The organism is Chelatococcus caeni (assembly GCF_014196925.1).
GTDB lineage: Bacteria > Pseudomonadota > Alphaproteobacteria > Rhizobiales > Beijerinckiaceae > Chelatococcus_A > Chelatococcus_A caeni.
In genome coordinates this window covers 1,056,978-1,080,472 of record NZ_JACIEN010000001.1, presented here as the reverse complement: position 1 = coordinate 1,080,472, position 23,495 = coordinate 1,056,978, and the positions used below count along the sequence as shown (strand labels likewise).

Genomic DNA, 23,495 nt, shown 5'->3' with positions numbered 1-23,495 from the left:
GCCAAGACCACCAGCCTCCCCTCAGGCCGGTGTCAGACTACCGTCCACTTCAGACATATTCCAGATCGATGCATGCAACGCCGCGATGCCTTTTCGGAAACGGTCCGCGAGCGCCCAGATCACTTCCAAGTTCCGTTCGATCATCCACTCGCGGCTCGCCGCATCGGGGAAGAAGCCGGAGGCAAACTCTTCCTCGGTCACATAGGCGAATCCCAGCTCCGCGAAATCACCGAGAGCCGGCGAACGAACGATCGGGACCACCCCGAACTGGAGGTACTCCACCAGCTTTGTGGGACACGAGACCCGATTGACGGCCGTGTCGTCACGCAACACCAAGCCGAAGTCGGCGGAGCGGTATGCAGCGGGCAAGTCGACCTTGCTGCAATAGGCGAACTCGGCTTCTGCCTCCATCTCCGCGGCACGCCGACGGATCAATTCGAAATCGTGTGATAGGAAGCGGAAGGAAACCTCACGCCCTCGATTTTTCGCAAGGCTGAGCATCGCGTCGATATTCTGCCAAGCCTGCGTGCCGCCGCTGTAGATCGCAGCCGGCGGTTCGCCATCCGGCGGCGTCCGACGTCCAGCGCCGGGCTCTTCCGGATAGGCCTCAATGATTGGGATCGTGATCCAATTAGGATTAAGCGTCGGATACTTCTCGGCGTAATGCGCGATCATCGCATTGCTGACGCAAATGCAGTGCTTGGCCTCTGCCAACACCTGTCGCTCGACTGCCTCATACTTGGGTCGAAGCTCGGGACGCCCCATCATCACTTCTTCTTCGGGTGTAATCCCGTGAATGTCGACGCACAACTTCCCCGATGGAAGGTGCGGCAACATGAACTCAGCCAGATGCAGCGTGTGTACATAAACGACGCGTACAGTCTGCACGACCCGTGCGACAAGCTGCTCACACGCCGGACTGCCCGGTCGCAGCAGGATTTCGGCTCGCTCCGCAGCATGCCAAGTGAGCCCACTTGGGGCCGAAGGGTGATGCTCGGAAAAATTCAGGTAGACGCGCTTGCGGCCGTTGAACTGACGGTCGATCGCCCTGATCCGGCTCATCCAACCTTCGTGTGCGAGGTCCGCCCGCGGACAAGGTGCAACAATCGCGATCTCGACACCATCCAGCGAGCTCATTTCGCCATTTCCCCCACAACGCTCAGATAACGCTCGCCGGTCGACTCGATCGAATACGACTGCCAGTCCAAACCCGCCTCCAGGGCCCGAGTAGAGTAGCTCTCATAGTCAGCCAGAATGCTCAGGGTGGACTGAGCGATCGACGCGCCTACCTGGGGCGACGGCGCCACGCTCGCACCCTCGATCGCGTCCGGCGTCAGTTCGTCGGGGGACAACGCGGCGTGCGGAGCAAGCGCAATATGATGGTATCCATCGGCGAGTCGCTGCGCGGCGCCCGTGGTGGAAAGCACGGCGGGCAAGCCGAAGTACGTGTACTCAAGCGATGCAATGCTGAACCCTTCCAGCATCGATGGCAGCAGCCCCACATGGGCACGGGTCAAGAGACGTGAAAGATCCCTTCGGCTCAAAGAACCCGTGAACTGAACGCTGTCTGCCATGTCACCGGCAGCAATCCTGTCAACCAAGGCTCGCCCCAGGTCAGACGCCTGATCGATGACCCCGGCGAACGCGAGTTCTGCTGCCGGGTGACTCCGTCTCACGATGTCGAAGGCATCCAGGATCGCAAGATGGTTCTTCTGCGGGTGCGCATTGGCTACGTGCACCAGCAACGGCCTCCCGATAGTCGCCCTGCGCTCTGTAACCACGCGAGCCAGTGGCGGCCGAATTAAGCCCTCCCGGGACAAGCCGTTCTCGATAACCGAAATGTCTTTTGCTGGAATCGAGAGACGAGCCGCCGAATAATTCTGAACAAACTCCGAGACGGCGATATAGCCGCTGACATATCGGGCGCGAAGATCCGCGAGCCAAGCGTCGTTTTGCTGCCAATGATAGGCGTTATGGATGACTTCGACGATCCGATGCCCGCCCGCGGTAAGTCGGTCCCATCCTTCATAGCAATGATGCGAGAAGATGACCGTCAGCCCGAGATCGCGAGCGCAAGCCTCCATCTTGTCTACATCGCCATTAAACACCCGGACGTCGCATCCAAGCTCGATAGCCGCCGTTGCGGCCCGCCCTGCCGATCCACTCACCAGAATGGGACAAGAAATTCCCTGCCTGGCAAATTGGCGCGTCAGATCTATGACGACCTTTTCCAACCCACCGTCATGGAAGTCCTTGACCAGCATGGCAAAGGGCGGATGAGACGTGATTGCTGGCCGAATAAGGCGCCGCGGCTCGGTCGCCCGCGACATAACCTCCTCGAACTCTCTGGCAGCACGCTGTGAGCGCAGCCTGCGAACATACGGCGTAGATGAAATGATCTTGCTCACGGCATGTCTCGATGCCGACACCACGCCTCGTGACCGAGCATGCTCGGCGAACTTGATCGAGTAGTACCGCAGCCGGCGAACATGGGGCAGACGCGATCCAATACGGGACCTAGAGAACCTGTATGTTCGAGCCAACGCCTGTCCTGCACCCTCGGTCTTCAGTATATGCACGAATTTCCCGATAGCCGTCCCCGCGCCGCCAACGCTCGGTGCCGCCGTCGCTAATTCAGCTTCGGCCCTGGACGATCGGATCGCCAATTCAGCGCTGAGATCGGCAATCGCCGTCTGCTGGGCCGCTATGACCTCTTCGAGATGCCGATTGGCGCGCCGCATCTCCTCGAAGCGGTCCTGATGAGAGATTCCGGCCCGGATACGCCCAAATGGCTTGCTCCAACCGCGAGATAAAGCCTCGAGCTGAAAAGCACACTTCGCCGCAAGGTCGCAGACATCGGCCAGTTCCAGAAAGCCGAATGTCAGAGGGGTCTCGACACTGCCGATGACATTCGGCCAGTCTTGCCCGACAACGGCGACTGCCCCTTCCACTGCTCGGATCAGTGTTCGGCGCGCAGCTTCCCGATCGTCACGCGCCAGTTCGAAATCAGCCAGAGCCAGACTGGCAGCGAGAGTCTTTGTCGCGATGAGTGGGCTGAAGACTTTCGGATCGCATCCCACGCATCGGCGGTATGCCGCCTCCGCTGCCCGAAGATCGCCGCGTGCCGTCTGCAACGCCCCGACGACGTACGCCAAGGATATCTGCCAACGCGCCACGTGTGGGTTGCTGCTCACGACGGACAGGTAGTCCGCGACCAGCCCAATCAACGCCTCGATGTCACTCCTATCCGCCCCCGCCGTCCTGCCGGACGATTCCATGTCCTCGAGCGCAGCGTAGCTCAGGACGCAAAGAGCGGCGCCTCGATCTGCACTCTCCGGTGACGAGCTTCCGACAACCTCCCTCGCAACCCCGATCAGCGTCGCTCGGTCTTGAATCCGTGAACCTCGATTGACCAGGCCGGAAACAAGATAGGGATTGTCGTACCAGGCAGCGAAATCCGCGACATGACCCGACGCCTCGGATCGCGCGTGGACAGTTTCGACATAGGTATCGGTCGCCCGCTTTGCCCTGGGCGACTTGATCGCGGCACACAGCCACCATTCCGGATCGGGGATGTCAGACGCGGCCAGATCTACCTTGCGCAAGCGCCGCTTACCGTTCGGCAGCTTGAAGGCGCCGCCGGCGGTCTGCTCCCAAACCCCTTCGAGCTCGAAATGAGCACTCAGCTGGGTCTTCAGCTTATCCAGATCATAGACATGCAGATGATGCGGGTTGGGGTCTCGACCATGTTCGTCCACCCACATGTTGGGCACGCTGACGAATATGCGACCGGCCGGCTTCAACACGCGCGCGATGGCCGACAGAAACCTGTCCGGATCGGGCAGGTGCTCGAGCGTCTCCATCGACACGACGTAATCCACCGACGCGTCGCCGAGCCAGCTCAGTTCGGCTCCATCTTCGCACCGAAACTCCAGGCGCGGATCATCGCCAAAATTGCCGCGCGCGTAATCGATGGCAAATTCACTGTTGTCGACCCCAATAATGCGCGCTGCGCCCGAACCAAATGACAGCAGGGCGGCGCCATAGCCGAGACCGCACGCTATATCGAGAACCGTATCACCAGGGCGAATAAGATCGCGGGCAAGCTTGTAACGAATGATGTGCGCGTCAGACCGCCGGCCCGGCTCACGCGTCATATCCATGTGCAGCTGACGCTCTTCCCTGAGAACGTCGATGGGATACTGGTCACCCACGGCGGCGGGTATTTTCTGCATGACCAGCGTTACGGTGTCCCCTTCCGTTTCGATCTCGTCGTATCCGATGACGTCCAGTTGCATCGGATGCTTGCGGAACCCTGCCAAGATCAGCTGCTCTTCCCACCAGACTCGCGGGCGCACCGTAAGGTGCCAATGATTGTCACGATCCTGAGCCGTGGCCACGCGGAGATACAACGTATCCGAGCAAACGCGCCACATCTCCTTGAGCACCTGAGCGACGTCGGCCTCATCAAGATGTTCCAGAAAATCGGTGGAGACGACGGTGGGAAAAGCATCATCGTCAAAGGGTAGGTCCAATGCCGAAGCAACACGATATCGCCCTGGCGCCTTCAGATTCGCCTGCTCGACGGCTACCGTTGATGCATCGATGCCCTGAGCATCACATCCGCACCTCAAGAGAGCCAGCACCAGGCCGCCCATGCCTGTCCCGATATCAAGGACGCGGGTCGGCCCCGTGACGCGAACGATGGTGCGCGCAATGGTCATCGGATCGCTGAAGCTGTGGCTCCCCATTCGATCCGGACGCTTCCAATATTCATCATAGACCTGACCGTAATCGAACGCCGCCATCAAACGCACTCCGCCGTTGCACGCAGATCGTTTATCCCGCCGAAAAAATACTCCAGGCGCTTGATTGCCATAGTGAAAAAGGCAGCTTCGTCCACCCAGTGGAGGATCTTCTGCTCGCCGTATTCCAGATCCTTCTCTTGCGCCACACCCGCTTGCACTTCGTAGAGGTTTGGCCCCAACGGACAATCGTGATGAATTTTGACCGAAAACTCCTCCCCGGCTTCGAATTGCCGTTCCCAGAAAAGCGGCTCCTGAGCACCGGACGAACGTAGCCACTGGTCTTGATTCATCGTCCCCCAAGAATAGATTTTCACACCTTCCTTATTTCGGATCCTAATAAAGACATTTAGGTTCTTTATCTTCTTATTTGCGACCAACGTAATGCGGATCTCCTGCCGGTCTCCCGGATAATATACTGGCTTCGCCTCACCCCCCTCCCCCAGCACCTCAACCTTTCGCACCTCTACGTCGTAGGTACCGAACTGTCTCGTGACTTCATTGCGAGGGTCAGGAGGGTCCACCGTGTCCACGCCTGAGTTATTGAGGGCATCATTCGGGTCGACTGGATCCACCGCGGCACTGGGAGCCCTCTGCCGACCAAAGCCCGAGGTGAAGGCCTGAACCTCTTCCTCATGCAATTGCCGTCGATAAGCGAATATCACGTCCGCCGAAGGACCAAAGGTCACCGCCCTTCCTTCACGCAGCAGGAGCGCCCTATTCGTTAGCGTGCGCACAGTCTCCTGGTCATGCGACACGAATAGAAGCGTCACACCTTGATCACGTAGTGATGCGATCTTGCTGAAGCATCGCTTCTGAAAGAGCGCGTCGCCAACTGCGAGCGCCTCGTCAACGATCAGGATGTCAGGTTTGAGTTGAACATGCACCGCAAACGCCAGCCGAACGAGCATCCCGCTGGAGTAGGTTTTTGTCGGCTGATCCAGGTGCTCCCCGATATCAGCAAACGCCGCCACATCGTCGAACTTCTCCTCGATCTCGCGGCGGGAGAGACCCAAAAGAGCACCCGACATGAAGACGTTCTCACGTCCGGAGAACTCTGGGTTGAAGCCCGCGCCCAGCTCGAGCAGGCCCGCCACCCTGCCATTGACCGATACACTACCTGCCGTCGGCGCTAATGTGCCGGTGATGATTTGCAGCAGCGTGCTCTTGCCGCTCCCGTTGCGCCCGACAATCCCGACGGCCTCTCCCTGCTCCACCTCGAACGATATGTCACGTAGCGCCCAGAACTCCCGGTAGTAGGCCCTCGGCGCGGCGCCAAGCGCCTTCCTGACCCGGGGATAGACGAACTGTTTTAGCCGATCGCGCGGATTGCCGTAGAGGTTGTAAACCTTGCTGACACCGTCGACTCGGATCGCCATTCCATTAGACGACATCGGCAAAGCCCTTTCTGGTTTTTTGGAACCATACAAAGCTCGCATAACAGAATAGGGTGCTACCAATGCAAAAAACTGCCCACGCCGGCCAGTTTATTGCGCCCCCCAGGAACAACAACTGCCGAACCGTTTCGATTGGGAGCGTTAAGGGGTTGAAATAAACGAACGGCCGGATGACCTCCGGCAAAGCTGCAACCGGATAGAAGACCGGCGAAAGAAACAGCAACATGGTGGCCACAAACGGTACGACTTGCGCCAGATCGCGCACGAATACACCCAGCGATGCCAGTAGCCATCCGACCCCGAGTGCCAGGACGGCCAGCGGTACCAGGGCCAAGGGTACAAATATTATCGTGGCGTTCGGAAGCCGGAAGAAGAAGCTGCAGATGGCAAACCAAACGCCAAAACTGACCAGCGCATTAAACAGAGCCGCGCCGACCAGAACAAATGGAAGCACCTCCAGCGGGAATATTACCTTCTTAACGTAATTTGGATTACTTGTAATAAGTACCGGGGCGCGCACAAGGCACTCAGACAAAACATTATAGACGATCAATCCGCAGAAGAGCAGCAATGCAAATTCGACCGTGGCTCCCGTTCCTCCTGCCCAGCGCGCCTTGAAAGCGACCCCGAACACAAAGGTGTAAATCCCAACCATAATGAGCGGGTTCAGCACCGCCCATATCAGTCCAAGCCCAGATCCACGGTAGCGGCTTGCCACCTCTCGGAGGATCAAGGCTGCAATCAGGCCACGATTGCGGGCTGCTGTCCGCATAATCTCCCCAAAGGCGATACTCGGGACCGCATGCGGATTCACAAGACCTATTGGCGCCTGACTATTCATTGAAACTCATTCCTACAGCCACCCGAGAGCTAATTCTGTTCGAGGCGGAGCGTTGGCCTTGTGAAATGATCAACAGCTCACAAGCCTTCCTGAAGGATCCGCTCGGTGATGCGCTCCGATGCATGCCCATCTCCATAGGGATTGTGGGCAAAGCTCATCGCTTCGTAGGCCCTCGGATCGTCGAGCAGTTGGGACGCCTTGCGCACAATAGCGTCCACGTCAGTCCCCACCAACGCCACTGTTCCGGCGGCGACGGCCTCCGGCCGCTCCGTGGTGTCCCTAGTAACTAAAACGGGCTTGCCGATCGAGGGGGCTTCCTCCTGGATTCCGCCGGAATCGCTGATGATGAAGTGGGCGCTGCGCATCAGGCGGACAAACGGCAAGTAGTCCTGCGGCGGAAGCAGATGGACGTTCGTTCTTCCATGCAGAACTTTGTTGGCAGCCTCCTGAACCACAGGGTTCAGATGCACCGGGTACGCGACGACAACGTCCTCCCGGTCGGCAAGTCTCGCCAGCGCTCGGCACATGCGTTCCAGCCCGCCGCCGAAGTTCTCACGTCGATGTCCCGTCGCCAGGATCAGCTTGCGCCCCCTCAGATCCGAGAGAAATGGAAACCGGTCGTCCAGTTTCGACCGCAAGCCTGCATCTGCGTCGATCTTCTCGAGCGTCTGAAAGAGCGCATCGATGACGGTATTTCCGGTCACCACGATCCGGTCTCCCGGCACCCCTTCGCGCTCCAGATTGCCGCGCGCATCCTCGGTTGGCGCAAAATGAAGCGCCGACAGCCGCGTCGTGAGGATGCGGTTCATCTCCTCTGGCCAAGGCGACTCGATGTTGCCAGTCCGCAGTCCAGCTTCGACGTGAGCGACCTTCACCTTCTCGTAGAAGGCGGCCAAGGCCCCCGCGAAGGTGGTCGATGTATCTCCTTGGACGATCACCCAGTCAGGCCGGAAGCTCGCGAATACCGCCTTCAGACGAGTAATCACTTCCGCCGTGATGTAGCCCAAGCCCTGACCATCGCGCATGATGTCCAGATCATAGTGCGGCTGAATTCCGAACAGTTCGAGCACCTGGTCGAGCATCTGCCGATGTTGGGCCGTAACGCAGATGCCGACCTCGACACCGTCCGTCTGCGACAGCTTCGTGACCAAGGGTGCCATTTTGATGGCCTCGGGCCTGGTGCCGAAAATGATCAGTACTCGCATTTGCCTTCTCTAAACATCACTGCTGCTCGGCATCGCAGGTCGGGCGACACCGTCCGTTGCATCTACTCGCGACCGGCAAGCTCGCCCGTCGCGTTCGCTAAGAATGACAAGAGCTTGTCACATGCCAGCGCACCGACGTCGCACCCGGGCGGTCACGCCCTTCATATCTGCGACACTGCACTGTCGCTCGAAGGCAACTCATGGTTCCGGTCGGGCTCTTCAGCGCCTTTCTTCCCGGCGCCAAGTTCGGAGACTCTCAGCAACGCTGGGGCAAGGACCCGCTCCGAACCAACCTTCTCAACGAGGAAATTGTACGTCGCTTGGGGACAACGGCTGTCGGTCACCACCACCGCATCGTAGGTCCCCACCTCGTCAAGCGCTCGAACCACCGGAACGCCCGCTACGCGGCTACGATTCGTTTCTGCGTCCACGACTGCGACGACCTCACCCTCATTGTCACGCACAGCAAGGATCGCGATCTCGGCCAACTCACCCCCACCCACCAGAACCACGCGTCGCCACCCACGAACCTCGAGCCACCGGAGCCCATCGGCATACTGCGCGCGCGCATCTCGGAAGAAACGGAGAGAGATATCGAGATAGTCTGCCACGAGGCGGCTCTTCTCCGAAAAGCCGCTCGGCGTCAGATAGTACACATAACGTTTGTATGGCGCTGCCCTTGCCTTCACGTACCCCTTTCTGATCGCGCGTTTCAACAACGCGTTCACGAGCCCGATCGAGACGCCGATTCGACGCGACAAAGACAACTGCGTCACCACTTCCCCGCGCTCGAGCGAGGACAGGAGCTCAAGGTCAACTTCCGTGGGGATCTTATTCATCAGCCCAGCGCCATCCAAACGGTGGCCCTGATAATTATTCAAAATCTGAACGTCAAGAAATGAATTTCATGTCGTGAACTTCGGGCTCGCCGAACTTTCAGAAATGGCGCGCTTACAGGACTCGGAGCCGAAATGCCATCGTAGGCAAACGCGAGCGCCTATGCCGGACGTCGCGGCTGTCAGCACCGGCACGCTGCGGAGAGGCTCAGGATGCGATTGCCAGGACGGCGTCAATGAAGCGCTTTTGTGAATCGATGGCGGCAAGCCATATCCACAGATTGGCGCGGCGCTAGCAGCAGGATCATAAGGTGGGCAGCGGCGTAAATTTCATCGTCTCGCTGCCCCAGACGTCGAAGCCCGGATGCTGCGTGCGCGCGAAGATCTCGACCCGCGGGCCCTCATAGAGGCGCGCGATCTCGTCGCGGATCATGTCGGGCTTGCGGCTGTGCTCGCGCCGGCGGGCGAAGAAGAGCGAAGCGGGCTTGATGTTGCCGAGCCGCTTTGGGCGATGGCGCTTGCCGATGACGAGGAGCTCGCAGTTGCCGATGACCTCGTAGCCCGTGCCCCGGGCCAGCGAATTCGGGTAGATGAACATCTCGTCTTCCGACGGCCAGAGCTTCGCCCAGACGCGCGCCGAGGAGTAGCGGAAGCCGTAGGCGTCCAGCACCTCACGCATGCGGTGCAACAGCGGCACCGTGATCCACATGAGCAGGCGGCAGCCGTCTGGATGGGCCAGGTCGGACACGGGCAACGCCTTGATGTCCTCGACGTTCATAGTCGGGTAGTGGCGGCGCGGGTTTCGGCTAGGGCCCGACGAGAATTTCCACGGCGGATCGATGTAGATCGTCCGGTATCCCGCGGCTCGCAGGCCGGCGAAGATGTGGTCGGGCGGGAGGAGCTCGGTCACGGTTACCTCCCGAGGAACATCGGCGGCAGCCGCTCTTTAAGGTCGGACGGCGTGACACCGTAGATGTCTGGCGGCGGCGAGTTGATGGTGATCGCGAGGCGACCCGCCTTGGCCCCGAGCCGCAGCACGTCGCCGTGGCACGGAGCGTCCACGGCGCACCAGCAGGCGATTTCCCGCCCTCCGAGCTCGGCCGCCATCTCCTCGATCGAGGGCGGCACCGGCAGTTGCGCCGGCAACGCGGCCCGGATGGGCTCCGGCAATTCGTGGAGCGTCCCGAGCAACCAGCTGCGATACAGCTCCTTGGCTGCCCACTGGCGGTTCTTGGCCGTCCGCGGCATCCGCCGGCGCCACTGGCGCGGCGCGCTGCGGTACTGCTCCTTCGTCCGCTCGATGGCGTGATTGAGCATGGCGGTGACCGCGGGCGAGCGGATGTCGAACGGGCTGCCCCATTTCGAGGGCCTTCCGACATAGACGACGCCCTCGGGAAGTCGGGCGCCCTTGGCGCGGCTACGCTGGTGACGGCGGGGAAGCGGCATAGCGGACCTCAGAGTTCGTCGTCGCCGGCGACGCTCATTTCGTCGTCCGGATCGGCGAAGCCCTCGCGTACCGTCAGTTGCGCCCGGTACGGCTCGTAGGGTCGATTGATCCGCATCACCGCGGCCTCGTCCGTGAACGTGACGGAAAAGATGGCCGCGCCGCCGTAGAACTGCGTCGTCCAGCCGTTGACGGCGGGATCGCCTTTCACGGGAATGTCGATGCGCAGCATCTTGGCGCCGAACCGCTCCTCCTCACGGATGCGCCCGGCAAGCCGCCGGTGCCCGAACAGCTCGACAACGGCCCACGCCCATCCAAGCGCAGCGGGCCCGCGCGCTTTCCGCCGCGGCGATGGAGGGCTGACCATGCAGTGGGCAGATCTTGCTGGCACCCTCATCAAGGCAGGCGCCCCGGTCCTCGGCACCGCACTTGGCGGCCCGGCCGGCGCTACGATCGGCGGCATCATCGGCACGGCCGTGGCGGAAGCCCTCGGCGTCGAGGCGACGCCGGAAGCTGTAGCCGATGCGCTCGCCCAGCCGGGCGCAAGCGGCGTTGTGCGCCAGGTCGAAGCCGAACAGGGCGACCGCTGGGCCGAATACATGCTTCAGGCGAGCAAGGCGCAAGCTGCGCTCGCCACGGACGAAGGCGCCAAGGGTATGTGGCACTCCGGCTGGCGCCCCGCCATGAGCTGGCTGCTCATCGGCATGTGGCTGTGGAATGCGATGCTTGGGCCGCTCGCGAGCGTCTTCGCGCCCGTGCCGATCCCGCTCGTTCCTTACGAGCACCTGCTCGCCTTCAGCGGCATCTGGCTGACGATCTACGGCGGCGGTCACACGCTCAAGAGCGTCATGGGGGGACGATGATGGCGCTTGGGCCAACGGTCGAATGGCAGGAGATCGCGCTTCTCGCCGGCGTCCTCACCGCGGCGGCCGCGCCGATTGTGTGGGTCTGGCGTGATGGCCGGTCGTCGATCCGGGACCTGCACAGCCGGGTCGACAAGCTCAAGGAGGAGGTCGCGGCCGACAAGCTCGAGGCGGCCAAGACGTTTGTTTCGGCAGAGGCCGTGGCGCGCGTCGAAAAGCGCCTCGTTGCGAGCGAGGAGCGCATGGCGGCCGCTATCGAACGGCTGGGTGAGCGCATCGACAGGGCGATGGAGACGCTGATCGAGAGGCGGCGCAGTCGGTCCCCCTGACAGCGCCTACTGCCCTCTTCCGGCCTGCCGGCGGCGCGGCGTCGGCAGGTCATTTTGTGATGCCAAGGGCGCCCGCCGGGGAGCCGAACGTGTAACATTATGGATAACATTTACGCCCGTCGGCACCGACTACCTGCTGTTTTTTCAAATAGTTAGGCCCATACCCGTCGAGGTCTCGAATCCTGCTCGGGGAGCCACCTTCTTCCTCCCAAAATCGTTGTGATGCCTCAGATCGCGCCGATCGCCTTAGATTCGCGCCGGCCTCCGTCGTGACTGACGTGGGCATGTCTTTGGCGGCATGTGGCGCGCGAGATTGTATGTAGCTCGACGCAGGATCACACGAGAACCTCCCGCCGATCTTGATCAGGATTTGAAGCCCCGCTCGGCAGCTCTCATCAGGTGAGCTTTGCCGCCCTGCCGATTCTCATCGCGGCCCCGGTGATCACCTCCCGGATGGGATGGCCCCACGTGCGCTGTTCGCAAGGCGATAGGGGTGATTTGAGAATCACGCTTGGAGGGAATCGCGCCCGGCGGGCCCGCCGCCCTGCCCGTCCGCACCGCCGATGACGGCCAGGGTCTCATCCGCGATCACCTGCTCCTCGTCGGTCGGGATGACGAAGGCGGCGATGCGGCTGTCTTCCGTGCTGATGCGCGGGGCGTTGGCGGCATTGGCGCCCATATCGAGCGCGAGACCGAGCCAGGCCAGCCGCGCGCAGACCTCGGCGCGGATGCGCGGCTGATTCTCGCCGATGCCCGCGGTGAAGACGACACCGTCGAGGCCGCCGAGCGTCACGGCGAGGCGCCCGATCTCGCCCGCGATGCGGAAGCTGAAGAGCGCGATCGCCTCCTCGGCCCGCACATCCCGGCTGTCGAGGAGAACGCGGCTGTCGGCGCTGATGCCGGAGACGCCGAGAAGGCCCGAGCGATGGTAGAGAAGGTCCTCGACGGCGGCGAGCGGCATCCCCTTCTGCCCCATGAGATGGAGGAGGACACCCGGATCGAGCGCGCCGCAGCGCGTCGCCATGGGAATGCCGTCGAGCGTCGAGAAGCCCATGCTCGTGTCCCGGCTCACGCCGCCCTCGAGTGCGCAAAGGCTGGCGCCGCTGCCGAGATGGGCGACGACGACCTTGCCGGCGGCCTTCTCGGGCACGCGGCGGGCGAGTTCGCCAGCGATGAACTTGTAAGACAGGCCATGGAAGCCGTAGCGCCTGATTCCCTCGTCGTGGAGCGCCCGCGGCAAGGCGAAGCGGCGCACGATATCGGCCTGGCTCTGGTGAAAGGCGGTGTCGAAACTGGCACACAGCGGCAGCGTGGGCCGCAGGTGCCGGATGCCGCGGATGATGCGCAGGCTCTGCGGCTGGTGCAGCGGCGCCAGAATTGTCAGTTCGTCGAGCTTATCGACGACATCGTCGTCGATAAGGACCGGCCCGGTGAAGGTGCCGCCGCCGTGCACCACCCGGATGCCCGCCGCCCTCACCCGGCCGAGGTCGACATGCCGGCCGACGAGGCCGAAGGTCTCGGCCAGAAGGCCCCGCACGTCCTCGGCGGGCGCCGCTAGCGCCGTTTCGAAGGGCTGCGGCCCCTCGTCGAGCCGGAACATCGGCGGCGCGCGGCGCAGGTCGATGACGCCCCGGGCGATGCGCCGCGCCCTCCCCGCGCCGGCCTCGAACAGGCCGATCTTGATCGTGGACGAGCCGGCGTTGAAGGTGACGAGAAGATCGCCCGTCATGCGCCCACTCCCTGCGGGGGGCGAGGCGCCGCAGCGAGCCTGGCGAGCGCCGCCGAGGCGATCCGCGCCGAGAGGGGATCGGACCTGCTCGTCAGGACGATCGGCACGCGGGCGCCGAGGACGAGCCCGGCGGCCGTCGCGCCGGCGAAATAGATGAGCTGCTTGGCCAGCATGTTGCCGGCCTCGAGGTCCGGCACCAGCAGGATGTCGGCCCGGCCGGCGACGGGCGAGACGATGCCCTTCGTGCGCGCGGCATCCGGGCTGATGGCATTGTCGAAGGCGAGCGGCCCGTCGACGCGGGCGCCGGTGATCTGGCCGCGGGCCGCCATCACGGTCAGCGCCGCCGCGTCGAGCGTCGACGGCATCTTGGGATTGACCGTCTCGACGGCGGCGAGCACGGCGACGAGCGGCACCTCCATGCCGAGGACGCGCAGAAGGTCGACGGCGTTCTGGCAGATGTCCCGCTTGTGGTCGAGCGTCGGCTGGATGTTGACCGCCGCGTCGGTGACGATGAGCGGCTTGTCGTAGGCCGGCACATCCATGGCGTAGACATGGCTGATGCGGCGCTCGGTCCTGAGGCCTGAGGACGGCGCCACGACCGCGCCGAGCAGCTCGTCCGTGTGCAGGCTGCCCTTGACGAGGACGGACACCGCGCCGGCGACGGCGAGCTCGACGGCACGCGCGGCCGCCGCGTGGCTGTGCGGCACGGCTTCGAGCGTGATGCCGTCGAGCGATACCTGCGCCGCCTCCGCCGTGGCGCGGATCTTCGCTTCCGGCCCGATCAGGAGCGGCTCCAGCAGGCCCTCGTCCCGCACCTCGACGGCCGCCTTCATGGCGGCGACGGAGCAGGGATGGACGATGGCCGCGCGGACCTGCGGCGCCTTGCGCGCCTTGGCCACGAATTCCTCGTAGCGGTCGTGCCGCCGCAGCGAGACATCCGGCAGGCGCTTGCGCGGCCATTCGATTCGCCGCTCGGGCGCGATCACCGTCGCGACGCCGCTCAGGACCTCCTCGCCCCGCTGGTTGGTGCAGACGGTGTCGAGAAGGACGATGCGCTTCTCGGGGCGCTTCTCCCGCACGCTCACCCGCGCGGTGATGGTGTCGCCGGGGGCGACCGGCTTCAGGAACTTCAGCTCCTGCCCGAGGTAGATCGTGCCCGGGCCGGGAAGCTCTGTGCCGAGCACGGCCGAGACCAGCGCCGCCGTCCACATGCCGTGCGCGACGACGTGGCCGAACATGTCGGTCGCCGCGAAGGCCGCGTCGAGATGGGCCGGGTTGACGTCGCCCGAGACGGCCGCGAACAGGTCGATGTCGTCACGGCCGACGACACGCACCAGCGAGGCGCGGTCGCCCGGACGCAGCTCCTCGAAAGTGCGGTTGCGCAGGAAATCGCTCATGCCGCATCACCTCTGGAAGATGTAGGTGCCCGGGGCATCGGCGAGGGGCGGATAGCCCTTGCGCGGTGCCCCCATCGCCGGCGGCGCGACCCGCTCGCCCACCGACCGCTCCGCGAGCCAGGCCGCCCAGTCCGTCCACCAGGAGCCCTCCTTCACCGTCGCCGCCGCCAGCCACTCGTCCGGGCCGAGGTAGAGCGCGGAGGCCTCCTTGAGGCCGGTGCGGAAGGTGCGGCCGGCATGCCCCGGCTCGCTGACGATCCCCGCATTGTGGCCGCCGCTCGTCAGGACGAAGGTGATGTCGGTGTCGCAGAGCTGGTGCACCTTGTAGACGGAGCGCCACGGCGCCACGTGGTCGCGCTCCGTGCCGACGACGAACATCGGCACGCGGATGTTCTGCAGGGCCGCCGGGCGCCCCTCGACCATGAAGCGGCCGCTCGCCAGCTCGTTGTCGATGTAGAGGCGCTGCAGATATTCGGCGTGCATGCGGTAGGGCATGCGGGTCGTGTCGGCGTTCCAGGCCATGATGTCGAACATGGGCGCGCGTTCACCCATCAGATATTCGCGAATGTGCCGCGACCAGACGAGGTCGTTGGAGCGCAGGAGCTGGAAGGCGCCCGCCATCTGGTCGGCGGAGAGATAGCCCCTGTTCCACATCATGCTGTCGAGGAAGTGCATCTGGCTGTGGTCGATGAAGAGCGCCAGCTCGCCCGGCTCGGTGAAGTCCGTCTGCGCGGCGAGCAGCGTCATCGAGGCGAGACGATCGTCACCGCCATGGGCCATGGCCGCCGCGGCGATCGACAGGAGCGTGCCGCCGAGGCAATAGCCGACCGCGTTGACCTTCACGTCGGGCACGATGGCATTGATGGCGTCGAGCGCCGCCATCACCCCCATCCGCCGGTAGTCGTCCATCGAGAGGTCGCGGTCCGCGGCGTCGGGATTGCGCCAGGAGATGCAGAAGACCGTGTGTCCCTGCCCGACGAGATAGCGGACGAGCGAGTTCTCCGGCGAGAGGTCGAGGATGTAGTACTTCATGATCCACGCCGGCACGATCAGCACCGGCTCGGCCAGCACCGTCTCTGTCGCCGGCGCGTACTGGATGAGCTCGATCAGGTGGTTGCGGAAGACGACCTTGCCCGGAGTGACCGCGACGTCGCGGCCCGGCTGGAAGGCGTCCGCCCCGACGGGAACCTGTCCGGTCGCCTGGCGGGTGACGTCCTCGACGAAGTTCGAGAAGCCTTCGAGATAGTTGGCGCCGGCGGTCTCGATCGTCTTCTCCAGCACCTCCGGGTTCATCAGCGGGAGGTTCGACGGCGAGAACATGTCGAGCACCTGGCGCACGGCGAAGGAGACGACCTCCTCGTGGTGCGGGCTCACCCCGGGCACCTCGCGGGTGACGTTGTGCCACCATTGCTGCTGCAGCAGGAAGGCCTGGGCCCACAGGCTGAACGGCGGCTTGCGCCAGCCCTCGGCGCGGAAGCGATGATCGCCGGGCAGCGGCTCGATGCAGGGCGGCGTGTCGGGCTGGGTTGCCGCCGCGGCGGCATGAGCGGCGATGCGCCCGGTCTTGCGCACCGCCTTGTCGATGAGCTCCAGCCGCTTGCCCGGCGCCGCGGCGAGATGGATCGACCAGTCGAACAGGGCAAGCGCCAGCGAGGTCGGCGAGATTCCGCCGGTCATCGCCCCCGTCAGCGCCTCGCGCATGCGGTCCAGGGCGCGGTAGCCCTCCAGTCCCAGGCTTTCGTCGCGACACGTGTGTGCCGTCGAGGTCCGGGGGTGACGGGGATCGTTCATCTCGCGTTCCTCTGTCCAGCCCGACCGCAGGCCTTCACGTCGGGCATTTCCGCGCTGCGCCGCACAATGGCACGCCTGGCAACCCCATCGTTTGATCTCGCACAAAGCAGACCCCGGCCGTGCCGACGCATGATCGCGGCTCTCAGACATGATCCGCTTCAATGTGACGACAACCCGGAAGCCGCCGCGATCGTTCTCGAGGCCGCGGCCTCGCCCGCCTCTCACCCGCAGGGTTCAACCGAAGGAGTGTGCCATGCCCAAGATGAAAGCCGCCATAGCGCGGGTGTTCGGCGAGCCTCTCGCCATCGAGGAATGGACGGTGCCGGAGCCGCGGCCGGACCAGATCCTCGTCAAGATCGCGGCGACGGGCGTCTGCCACACCGACCTGCACGCGGTGAAGGGCGACTGGCCGGTCAAGCCGACGCTTCCGTTCATTCCCGGCCACGAGGGCGTCGGCACGGTCGCCGCCGTGGGGCGCGACGTGAAGCGCGTGAAGGAGGGCGACCGCGTCGGCGTTCCCTGGCTGCACACGGCCTGCGGCTACTGCCCCCATTGCCGCACCGGCTGGGAGACCCTGTGCGGCAAGCAGCAGAACACCGGCTATTCCGTCAACGGCAGCTTCGCCGAATATGCCCTCGCCGACCCGAACTACGTCGGCCGGCTGCCGGAAAACCTCGCCTGGGGGCCGGCCGCGCCGGTGCTCTGCGCCGGGGTCACGGTCTACAAGGGCCTCAAGGAGACGGAGGTGAAGCCCGGCGAATGGGTGGCGATCTCCGGCATCGGCGGGCTCGGGCACATGGCCGTGCAGTATGCGCGCGCCATGGGCATGCATGTCGCGGCCATCGACGTGCATCCCGACAAGCTGGAGCTCGCCAGGTCGCTGGGCGCGGAGATCGCCATCGACGCACGCGAGAGCGACCCTGTCGCCGAGCTCCAGCAGCGCGTCGGTGGCGTGCACGGCGTCCTCGTGACGGCGGTCTCGCCCGCCGCCTTCGAGCAGGCCTTCGGTGTGCTGCGCCCGCACGGCACCATGGCTCTCGTCGGCCTGCCGCCCGGCCGCTTCGCCATACCGATCTTCGACACGGTGCTGAAGCGCATCACCGTGCGCGGCTCCATCGTCGGCACGCGCCAGGACCTCGAGGAGGCGCTCGCCTTCGCCGGCGACGGCGCCGTCGCGGCCCATTTCTCCTGGGACCGGCTCGACAACGTCAACGATGTCTTCGAGCGCATGGAAGCCGGCGCCATCGACGGCCGGGTCGTCCTCGACCTCGCCTGAGCCTTCCGGCGGCGACGGCCCCGTCGCCGCAGCCGGAACTCAAGGCATAGTGGCTTCAAATTGCTGCGCGCTGATCCTCCCCCGCACGGGGGAGGTGGCGCTGCGAAGTCGGGCTCGCCCGACTTCGATTTCCAAATGTCGAACTCGGGCAAGCCCGAGTTCGATGGCGGCGACGGAGGCGGCCACGCGGTTGGTATCAAGAGCGCCGTTCCCGGCCTTGACCCCACCCGTCTCACGCCTTCGAACGCGGGCCTGCCCGAGTTCGATACGTGAAATGCCGAAGTCGGATAAATCCGACTCCGGACGGCGCGATCCACCCTCCGATGGAACTCGGGCTTGCCCGAGTTCCACACTTATATGCGCAAGTCGGGAACACCCGACTTGCGAAAGGGATGGATCGAGCAAAGCGTTCCACGCGAGCCTGAATTCACCCCGCACTAGCCGGCGTTGAAGATCACCTTGCGGAAGCGGCCGAGCGAGACGGCGAAATAGACGACGCCGATGGCGGCGAGGGCCAGCATCTGCGGCAGCACGATCCTGAGCCCCGCCCCGCGATAGAGCACCGCCTGCGAGAAGGCGACGAAATGCGTCGTCGGCGAAATCTGCATCACATACTGCAGCCACTCCGGCATGCTTTCCATCGGCGTCGTCGAGCCCGACAGGAGGTTGAGCACGATGAGCACCGGGATGGCGAGCAGCCCGAACTGGGCCATCGAGGTCGAGAAGGTGGCGATCAGGATGCCGAGTGCCGCGACCGAGAACTGGTAGAGCACCGCCCCTGCAAGGAAGAGCAGGATCGATCCGGCGATCGGCACGGCGAGCAGCCACTCGACCACGACAATCAGCGACACGAAAGCGGCCGCCACGATGACGAGGCCGTTCGCCAGGATCTTGGCGAGCATGATCTCGACGGGCGTCACCGGCATGACGAGCAGGTGCTCGACGGTACCGTGCTCGCGCTCGCGGATCAGCGCGGCCCCGGTCAGGATGACGGCGAGCATGGTGATGTTGTTGATCACCTGCATCACCGAGGTGAACCAGGACGAGGTCAGGTTTGGATTGAACATCGCCCGCACGACGACGTTGACCGGCAGGATGGCGCTGCCCTCCCGCCGCTGAAGGAAGGCTGTGATCTCGTTCGTCAGGATGTTCTGCACGTAGACGGCGCCGTTGCCCGCCTGGGTCATGGCCGTCGCATCGACATTGACCTGCAGCTCGGGATGACGCCCGGCGAGGAGATCCGCCTCGAAGCGCGGCGGAATGACGAGCACGAAGACGAAGCGCCCCGCATCCATGGCCGCGTCGATGCCGCCGGCGCCGATCTCGACCGGCGTCTTGAACAGGGGCGGCAGGAAGGCGTCCTGCAGCCGGCGCGACAAGGACGAGCGGTCCTCGTCGACGACCGCGATGGCCATGTTCTCCGCCTCCGTCTTCGCGCCCGTCGCCACCGAGTAGATGGCGAAGGTGAAGGTGTAGAGGATGAGCGCGACGAGGACCGGGTCGGCCCGGATGCTGCGCAATTCCTTCACCGCAAGGCGCAGGACATTGGCGACATGGCCGCCGATGCCGCGCGCCGACAGGCGATGCCGTTTCGATTGCCCGCTCATCTCACGGCTCCTGCTTGGCGAGCGCGACCTGCGACGCGACGATGAAGCCGATGCCGAACAGCGCCAGCATGACGAGGTTGGGCCACAGGTCGGCGAAGCCGAGGCTCTTGGTGAAGGTGCCGACGCTCACCGGCTGGTACCACGCCGCCGGGAAGGCGAGCCCGATGAAGCGGGCGCTGCCGGACAGCGAGGAGACCGGCACGAGAAGGCCGGAGAAGTTCACCGCCGGGATGATGGCGATGATCGAGGTGGCGAAGACCGCCGCGACCTGGGTGCGCGTGAAGCACGAGACGAAGAGGCCGAAGCCGGTCGTCGCCAGGATGTAGAGCAGGGTCGCGAAAAGCAGCGTCGGCAGCGAGCCCTTCACCGGCACGCCGAACAGCAGCAGCGCGAGCGCAAGCAGCGTGACGAAGCTCACGGCCGCGATGACGACATAGGGCAGCTGCTTGCCGACGAGGAACTCGAACCTGGTGACGGGCGTCGCGCGGAAGTTGGCGATGGAGCCGGTCTCCTTCTCGCGCACCACACCGACCGCCGTCATGATCGCCGGGATCAGCACGAGCATCAGCATGATGACGCTCGGCACGATGGCGTAGATGCTCCTGAAGGCCTGGTTGTAGCGAAAGCGCGTCTCGATATCGGCCGGCAGGACGCTGAGGGAACCGCCGCCGCGCTCGTGCGCCTGCGTCTCGAGATATTGCAGCGCCAGCCCGCTGACGTAGCCGCGCGTCGTCTCGGCCCGGAAGGGCATGGCGCCGTCGAGCCACACGCCGACCTCCGGCTGCCGGCCGGAGACGAGGTCGCGCCCGAAGCCGGCGGGGATCTCGATGGCGAGCTTGAGCTCGCCGCTCTTCAGGCGGTCCACCACCTCGGCGGCATTGGCGATCGGCGCCCGCTCGTCGAAATAGCGGGAGCCGGAGAAGCTCTCGAGCAGTTGCCGGCTCTCCAGCGACCGGTCCTGGTCGAGGGCGGCGAAGGTGAGCTTCTCGACGTCGAAGGAGATGCCGTAGCCGAAGGTGATCATGAGGATGATCGGGCCGAGCAGCGCGAAGGCGAGGCGGATGGGGTCGCGCAGCAGCTCCATCGCCTCGCGCCGGGCATAGGCCCAGAGCCGGCGCAGGTCGAAGGAGCGCGCGCCTTGCGCATGCCCCGTGGCCGCCGGCAGCGCGACCGGCGCCTCCTGTGCGTCCTCGGCAGAGAGGTCGATGCCCGCGGCCTCCGCGAGGCAGGCGACGAAGGCCTCCTCGATGTCGCCGCCGCCGTGCCGTTCCGCCAGCTCCTGCGGCGTGCCCACGTCGAGCACCTTGCCCGCATGCATCAGCGAGATGCGGTCGCAGCGCTCGGCCTCGTTCATGAAATGGGTGGAGATGAAGATCGTGACGCCCTCGTCGCGCGACAGGTCGATGAGGAAGCGCCAGAAGGCATCCCGCGCCACCGGGTCGACGCCCGACGTCGGCTCGTCGAGGATCAGCATCTCCGGCCCGTGGATCACCGCGACGGCGAGCTGCAGGCGCTGGCGGATGCCGAGCGGCAGGCTTTCGGGGCGCTCGTCGGCGACATCGGCAAGGTCGAAACGCTGCAGCATCTCGTCGACCCGCGGCGCGACCCTGTCGGCCGGGAGGTGGAAGAGATGGGCGTGCAGCTCGAGGTTCTGCCGCACGGTCAGTTCGCCGTAGAGCGAGAAGGACTGGGACATGTAGCCGACGCGCCGGCGCGTCTCGAGGTCGCCCGCATCGAGGGTCTCGCCGAACAGCTTGGCCCAGCCCTCGCTCGCCGGCAGGAGGCCGGTCAGCATCTTCATCGTCGTCGACTTGCCGCAGCCGTTGGAGCCGAGGAAACCGAAGATCTCCCCGCGCGCGATGCGGAAGCTGACATTGTCGACGGCCGTGAAGTCGCCGAAGCGGCAGGTCAGGCCCTCCGCCTCGATGGCCGGCGGGCCGTCGCTCGCGACGCGCGGGCGCACGACGACCGGCTCGTGCTGGCGGCGCTTCTCCTCGGGCAGGAGGGCGATGAAGGCGGCTTCGAGCGTGTCCGTCCCCGCCCGCGCGCGCACCTCGTCCGGCGAGCCGGTGGCGATCACCCTGCCGTCGTCGATGGCGGCGAGCCAGTCGAAGCGCTCCGCCTCCTCCATATAGGCGGTGGCGACGATGACGCTCATGCCCGGCCGGCGCTGCCTGATGCGCTCGATAAGGTCCCAGAACTGGCGCCGCGACAGCGGATCGACGCCGGTCGTCGGCTCGTCGAGGATGATGAGGTCGGGATCGTGGATCAGCGCGCAGCACAGGCTGAGCTTCTGCTTCATGCCGCCCGACAGCTTGCCCGCCGGCCGGTCGGGAAACGGGTCGAGGCCAGTCGCCGCGAGGAGCTCGGCGATGCGCGTCTCGCGCTCCTCGGTGCCCTGCCCGAAGAGGCGGCCGAAGAAGTCGAGATTCTCGTAGACCGAAAGGGTGGGGTAGAGGTTGCGGCCGAGGCCCTGGGGCATGTAGGCGATGCGCGCGCCGCTCGCCCTGCGGTGCCCGGCATCGGCCATGTCGCCGCCGAGCACCCTCACCTCCCCCTCCTGGATCCTGCGCACCCCGGCAGCGAGCGCGAGCAGCGTCGACTTGCCGACCCCGTCGGGGCCGATCAGCCCGGCCATGCAGCCGGCGGGAATGGACAGCGAGACGTCGTCGAGGGCGTGCACCTTGCCGTAGCGGTGGGTGACGCCGCGCAGGGTGACGACAGCATCCGCGCCGGTGACGGCGGGGGCTGCGGAAGGGCTGGCAAGGTCCATGGGAAGGCTCCCGGACGGCGGGGCTCAGTCCGGCAGCCGGATGGCGAGGTCCGTCGGCCAGCCGGCATCCTTGATGGTGCGAACGAAGCCGATGCCGCGCACGCCCGTCTTCACCTGCGGCTCGTATTGCTTGAGCAGGTTGGGATCGATGCGGATCTTGACGCGGAACATCAGCTTCTCGCGCTCGTCGGCCGTCTCGACGGCCTTGGGCGTGAACTGCGCATCGGCCGCGACGAAGGAGACCCGCGCCGGCACCACATAGTGCGGGATGGGGTCGAGGATGATGCGCGCCTCGTCGCCGAGGATGACCCTGCCAGCATCGCGCGCGGGCAGGAAGACCGTCATATAGACGTCCGTAAGGTCGAGCAGCGTGACGATGCGCGCGCCGGCGGCCACCACCTCGCCGCCACGCGCCAGCTTGTACTGCACGCGCCCGCGCCGGGGCGCCTTCAGCACCATGTCGGCGAGCACCGTCTCGAGCCGGGCAACGTCCGCCTTCGCCGCCTCGATGGCGGCGGCGGCCTGGTCGCGCGAGGCCTGGGCGGCGTTGAGCGCGGCATCGGCCGCCTTCATCTGGCTGCGCCGCTGGTCGAGCCGCTCCTGCGAGAAATGGCCCTTTGTGAAGAGCTCCTCGGCCCTGTCGAGCTCGGCCTTGGCGAGCAGGCGGTCGCTCTCGCGCTGGGCGATCAGCGCCTCGGCCTCGGCCTTCGCCTTGACGGCCCGCAGCACCTGCGCCTCGGCGCCGCGCAACTGGGCCCGGTATTCGGAATCGTCCATGCGGGCGATGACGGTGCCGGCATCGACCATGTCGCCCTCCTCGACGAGAACCTCGGCGAGGCGGCCGGCATATTTGGCCGAGACGTCGACCTGCTCGGCCTCGATGCGGCCATTGGCTCTGGCGATGCCCTCCGGCAGGCTGTTGCGGCGCAGGCGGTTGAGCAGCGTCTCGAGGGCGCCCTGCGCCTGCGCGGCCCCGGCACCGAAGACCGCCTCACCGGGCGGCAGCCAGCCGGGCGTCGCGAGAAACACCGCGAGCAGCGCGAGACGACCGAGACGGGGCAGGCTCATCCGAAACCTCCTGAGATCTACCGCCAGGACATCCGCCTCGGCAGCACCCGCTGCCGCAGGCCGCGATTCTTTCCGAGGGACAGCCGGCGTCACCAGCTGAACGTCGTCGTAGACCCGGAACACCGTTGCGGCCT

At 65.0% G+C, this 23,495-nt stretch carries 18 protein-coding genes; 3 read left to right on the top strand and 15 right to left on the bottom strand.

Annotated features, from left to right (window positions below; translation table 11 throughout):
• Positions 1 to 21: 21 nt before the first annotated feature.
• From GGR16_RS05200 to GGR16_RS05160, 9 genes are all read right to left on the bottom strand, one after another.
• Entirely contained in the window at positions 22 to 1,137 is a 1,116-nt protein-coding gene (locus GGR16_RS05200; RefSeq protein ID WP_183315901.1) for a glycosyltransferase family protein, read from the bottom strand.
• The gene (locus tag GGR16_RS05195) at positions 1,134 to 4,808 is read right to left on the bottom strand and encodes a methyltransferase domain-containing protein (RefSeq protein ID WP_183315900.1); all 3,675 of its coding nucleotides are present in this window, start codon (positions 4,806 to 4,808) and stop codon (positions 1,134 to 1,136) included. The genes GGR16_RS05200 and GGR16_RS05195 overlap by 4 nt, the downstream gene beginning before the upstream one ends.
• Positions 4,808 to 6,184 carry an ABC transporter ATP-binding protein gene (locus tag GGR16_RS05190; RefSeq protein ID WP_246372823.1) on the bottom strand — a complete coding sequence of 459 codons (1,377 nt, stop codon included), beginning with the start codon at positions 6,182 to 6,184 and terminating at the stop codon, positions 4,808 to 4,810. Before GGR16_RS05190 ends, GGR16_RS05195 begins: the two co-directional genes overlap by 1 nt.
• Positions 6,185 to 6,188: 4 nt before the next feature.
• Positions 6,189 to 7,043 carry an ABC transporter permease gene (locus GGR16_RS05185; RefSeq protein WP_183315899.1) on the bottom strand — a complete coding sequence of 285 codons (855 nt, stop codon included), beginning with the start codon at positions 7,041 to 7,043 and terminating at the stop codon, positions 6,189 to 6,191.
• 77 nt (positions 7,044 to 7,120) lie between these two features.
• Positions 7,121 to 8,248, bottom strand: coding sequence for a non-hydrolyzing UDP-N-acetylglucosamine 2-epimerase (wecB, locus tag GGR16_RS05180; RefSeq protein ID WP_183315898.1), 1,128 nt, complete (start codon positions 8,246 to 8,248; stop codon positions 7,121 to 7,123).
• A gap of 161 nt (positions 8,249 to 8,409) precedes the next feature.
• Positions 8,410 to 9,087: a winged helix-turn-helix transcriptional regulator gene (locus GGR16_RS05175; protein WP_246372821.1), complete on the bottom strand. Its 678-nt coding sequence runs from the start codon at positions 9,085 to 9,087 to the stop codon at positions 8,410 to 8,412.
• 301 nt (positions 9,088 to 9,388) lie between these two features.
• Complete coding sequence (locus GGR16_RS05170; RefSeq protein ID WP_183315897.1) at positions 9,389 to 9,994, bottom strand: MT-A70 family methyltransferase; 606 nt, start codon at positions 9,992 to 9,994, stop codon at positions 9,389 to 9,391.
• 2 nt (positions 9,995 to 9,996) lie between these two features.
• Complete coding sequence (locus GGR16_RS05165; RefSeq protein ID WP_183315896.1) at positions 9,997 to 10,530, bottom strand: DUF4326 domain-containing protein; 534 nt, start codon at positions 10,528 to 10,530, stop codon at positions 9,997 to 9,999.
• Between the two features lie 8 nt (positions 10,531 to 10,538).
• Positions 10,539 to 10,760: a hypothetical protein gene (locus GGR16_RS05160; RefSeq protein ID WP_183315895.1), complete on the bottom strand. Its 222-nt coding sequence runs from the start codon at positions 10,758 to 10,760 to the stop codon at positions 10,539 to 10,541.
• A gap of 133 nt (positions 10,761 to 10,893) precedes the next feature.
• Here GGR16_RS05160 and GGR16_RS05155 point away from each other — a divergent pair, with 133 nt between their 5' ends.
• Entirely contained in the window at positions 10,894 to 11,391 is a 498-nt protein-coding gene (locus tag GGR16_RS05155) for a 3TM-type holin (protein WP_183315894.1), read from the top strand.
• On the top strand, positions 11,391 to 11,720 hold the full coding sequence (locus GGR16_RS05150) for a hypothetical protein (protein ID WP_183315893.1): 330 nt from the start codon (positions 11,391 to 11,393) through the stop codon (positions 11,718 to 11,720). Before GGR16_RS05155 ends, GGR16_RS05150 begins: the two co-directional genes overlap by 1 nt.
• A 505-nt stretch (positions 11,721 to 12,225) precedes the next feature.
• Here GGR16_RS05150 and GGR16_RS05145 read toward each other — a convergent pair.
• The 3 genes from GGR16_RS05145 to GGR16_RS05135 are packed head-to-tail and all read right to left on the bottom strand — an operon-like array spanning position 12,226 to position 16,637.
• The gene (locus GGR16_RS05145; RefSeq protein WP_019400201.1) at positions 12,226 to 13,449 is read right to left on the bottom strand and encodes an acetate/propionate family kinase; all 1,224 of its coding nucleotides are present in this window, start codon (positions 13,447 to 13,449) and stop codon (positions 12,226 to 12,228) included.
• Positions 13,446 to 14,846: a bifunctional enoyl-CoA hydratase/phosphate acetyltransferase gene (locus GGR16_RS05140; protein WP_183315892.1), complete on the bottom strand. Its 1,401-nt coding sequence runs from the start codon at positions 14,844 to 14,846 to the stop codon at positions 13,446 to 13,448. The genes GGR16_RS05145 and GGR16_RS05140 overlap by 4 nt, the downstream gene beginning before the upstream one ends.
• Positions 14,847 to 14,852: 6 nt before the next feature.
• Complete coding sequence (locus GGR16_RS05135) at positions 14,853 to 16,637, bottom strand: PHA/PHB synthase family protein (RefSeq protein WP_183315891.1); 1,785 nt, start codon at positions 16,635 to 16,637, stop codon at positions 14,853 to 14,855.
• Between the two features lie 253 nt (positions 16,638 to 16,890).
• Between GGR16_RS05135 and GGR16_RS05130 the strand changes: the two genes are divergently transcribed.
• Positions 16,891 to 17,913 (top strand): zinc-dependent alcohol dehydrogenase, encoded by a 1,023-nt coding sequence (locus tag GGR16_RS05130; protein WP_183315890.1) that lies wholly within the window; start codon positions 16,891 to 16,893, stop codon positions 17,911 to 17,913.
• Positions 17,914 to 18,350: 437 nt separating this feature from the next.
• Here GGR16_RS05130 and GGR16_RS05125 read toward each other — a convergent pair whose 3' ends face one another.
• The 3 genes from GGR16_RS05125 to GGR16_RS05115 are packed head-to-tail and all read right to left on the bottom strand — an operon-like array spanning position 18,351 to position 23,361.
• Positions 18,351 to 19,520, bottom strand: a complete 1,170-nt coding sequence (locus GGR16_RS05125) for an ABC transporter permease (protein ID WP_019400197.1) — start codon at positions 19,518 to 19,520, stop codon at positions 18,351 to 18,353.
• Between the two features lies 1 nt (position 19,521).
• The gene (gene rbbA, locus GGR16_RS05120) at positions 19,522 to 22,293 is read right to left on the bottom strand and encodes a ribosome-associated ATPase/putative transporter RbbA (RefSeq protein ID WP_183315889.1); all 2,772 of its coding nucleotides are present in this window, start codon (positions 22,291 to 22,293) and stop codon (positions 19,522 to 19,524) included.
• Between the two features lie 24 nt (positions 22,294 to 22,317).
• Complete coding sequence (locus GGR16_RS05115; RefSeq protein WP_183315888.1) at positions 22,318 to 23,361, bottom strand: HlyD family secretion protein; 1,044 nt, start codon at positions 23,359 to 23,361, stop codon at positions 22,318 to 22,320.
• Positions 23,362 to 23,495: the final 134 nt, after the last annotated feature.

Coding starts and splice junctions, on each gene's coding strand:
- GGR16_RS05140 (WP_183315892.1), bottom strand. CDS start 14,846: ATGAGCGATTTCCTGCGCAACCGCACTTTCGAGGAGCTGCGTCCGGGC.
- GGR16_RS05190 (WP_246372823.1), bottom strand. CDS start 6,184: ATGGCGATCCGAGTCGACGGTGTCAGCAAGGTTTACAACCTCTACGGC.
- GGR16_RS05200 (WP_183315901.1), bottom strand. CDS start 1,137: ATGAGCTCGCTGGATGGTGTCGAGATCGCGATTGTTGCACCTTGTCCG.
- GGR16_RS05195 (WP_183315900.1), bottom strand. CDS start 4,808: ATGGCGGCGTTCGATTACGGTCAGGTCTATGATGAATATTGGAAGCGT.
- GGR16_RS05150 (WP_183315893.1), top strand. CDS start 11,391: ATGGCGCTTGGGCCAACGGTCGAATGGCAGGAGATCGCGCTTCTCGCC.
- rbbA (WP_183315889.1), bottom strand. CDS start 22,293: ATGGACCTTGCCAGCCCTTCCGCAGCCCCCGCCGTCACCGGCGCGGAT.
- GGR16_RS05160 (WP_183315895.1), bottom strand. CDS start 10,760: ATGCTGCGCATCGACATTCCCGTGAAAGGCGATCCCGCCGTCAACGGC.
- wecB (WP_183315898.1), bottom strand. CDS start 8,248: ATGCGAGTACTGATCATTTTCGGCACCAGGCCCGAGGCCATCAAAATG.
- GGR16_RS05125 (WP_019400197.1), bottom strand. CDS start 19,520: ATGAGCGGGCAATCGAAACGGCATCGCCTGTCGGCGCGCGGCATCGGC.
- GGR16_RS05165 (WP_183315896.1), bottom strand. CDS start 10,530: ATGCCGCTTCCCCGCCGTCACCAGCGTAGCCGCGCCAAGGGCGCCCGA.
- GGR16_RS05115 (WP_183315888.1), bottom strand. CDS start 23,361: ATGAGCCTGCCCCGTCTCGGTCGTCTCGCGCTGCTCGCGGTGTTTCTC.
- GGR16_RS05155 (WP_183315894.1), top strand. CDS start 10,894: ATGCAGTGGGCAGATCTTGCTGGCACCCTCATCAAGGCAGGCGCCCCG.
- GGR16_RS05130 (WP_183315890.1), top strand. CDS start 16,891: ATGCCCAAGATGAAAGCCGCCATAGCGCGGGTGTTCGGCGAGCCTCTC.
- GGR16_RS05185 (WP_183315899.1), bottom strand. CDS start 7,043: ATGAATAGTCAGGCGCCAATAGGTCTTGTGAATCCGCATGCGGTCCCG.
- GGR16_RS05135 (WP_183315891.1), bottom strand. CDS start 16,637: ATGAACGATCCCCGTCACCCCCGGACCTCGACGGCACACACGTGTCGC.
- GGR16_RS05175 (WP_246372821.1), bottom strand. CDS start 9,087: ATGAATAAGATCCCCACGGAAGTTGACCTTGAGCTCCTGTCCTCGCTC.
- GGR16_RS05145 (WP_019400201.1), bottom strand. CDS start 13,449: ATGACGGGCGATCTTCTCGTCACCTTCAACGCCGGCTCGTCCACGATC.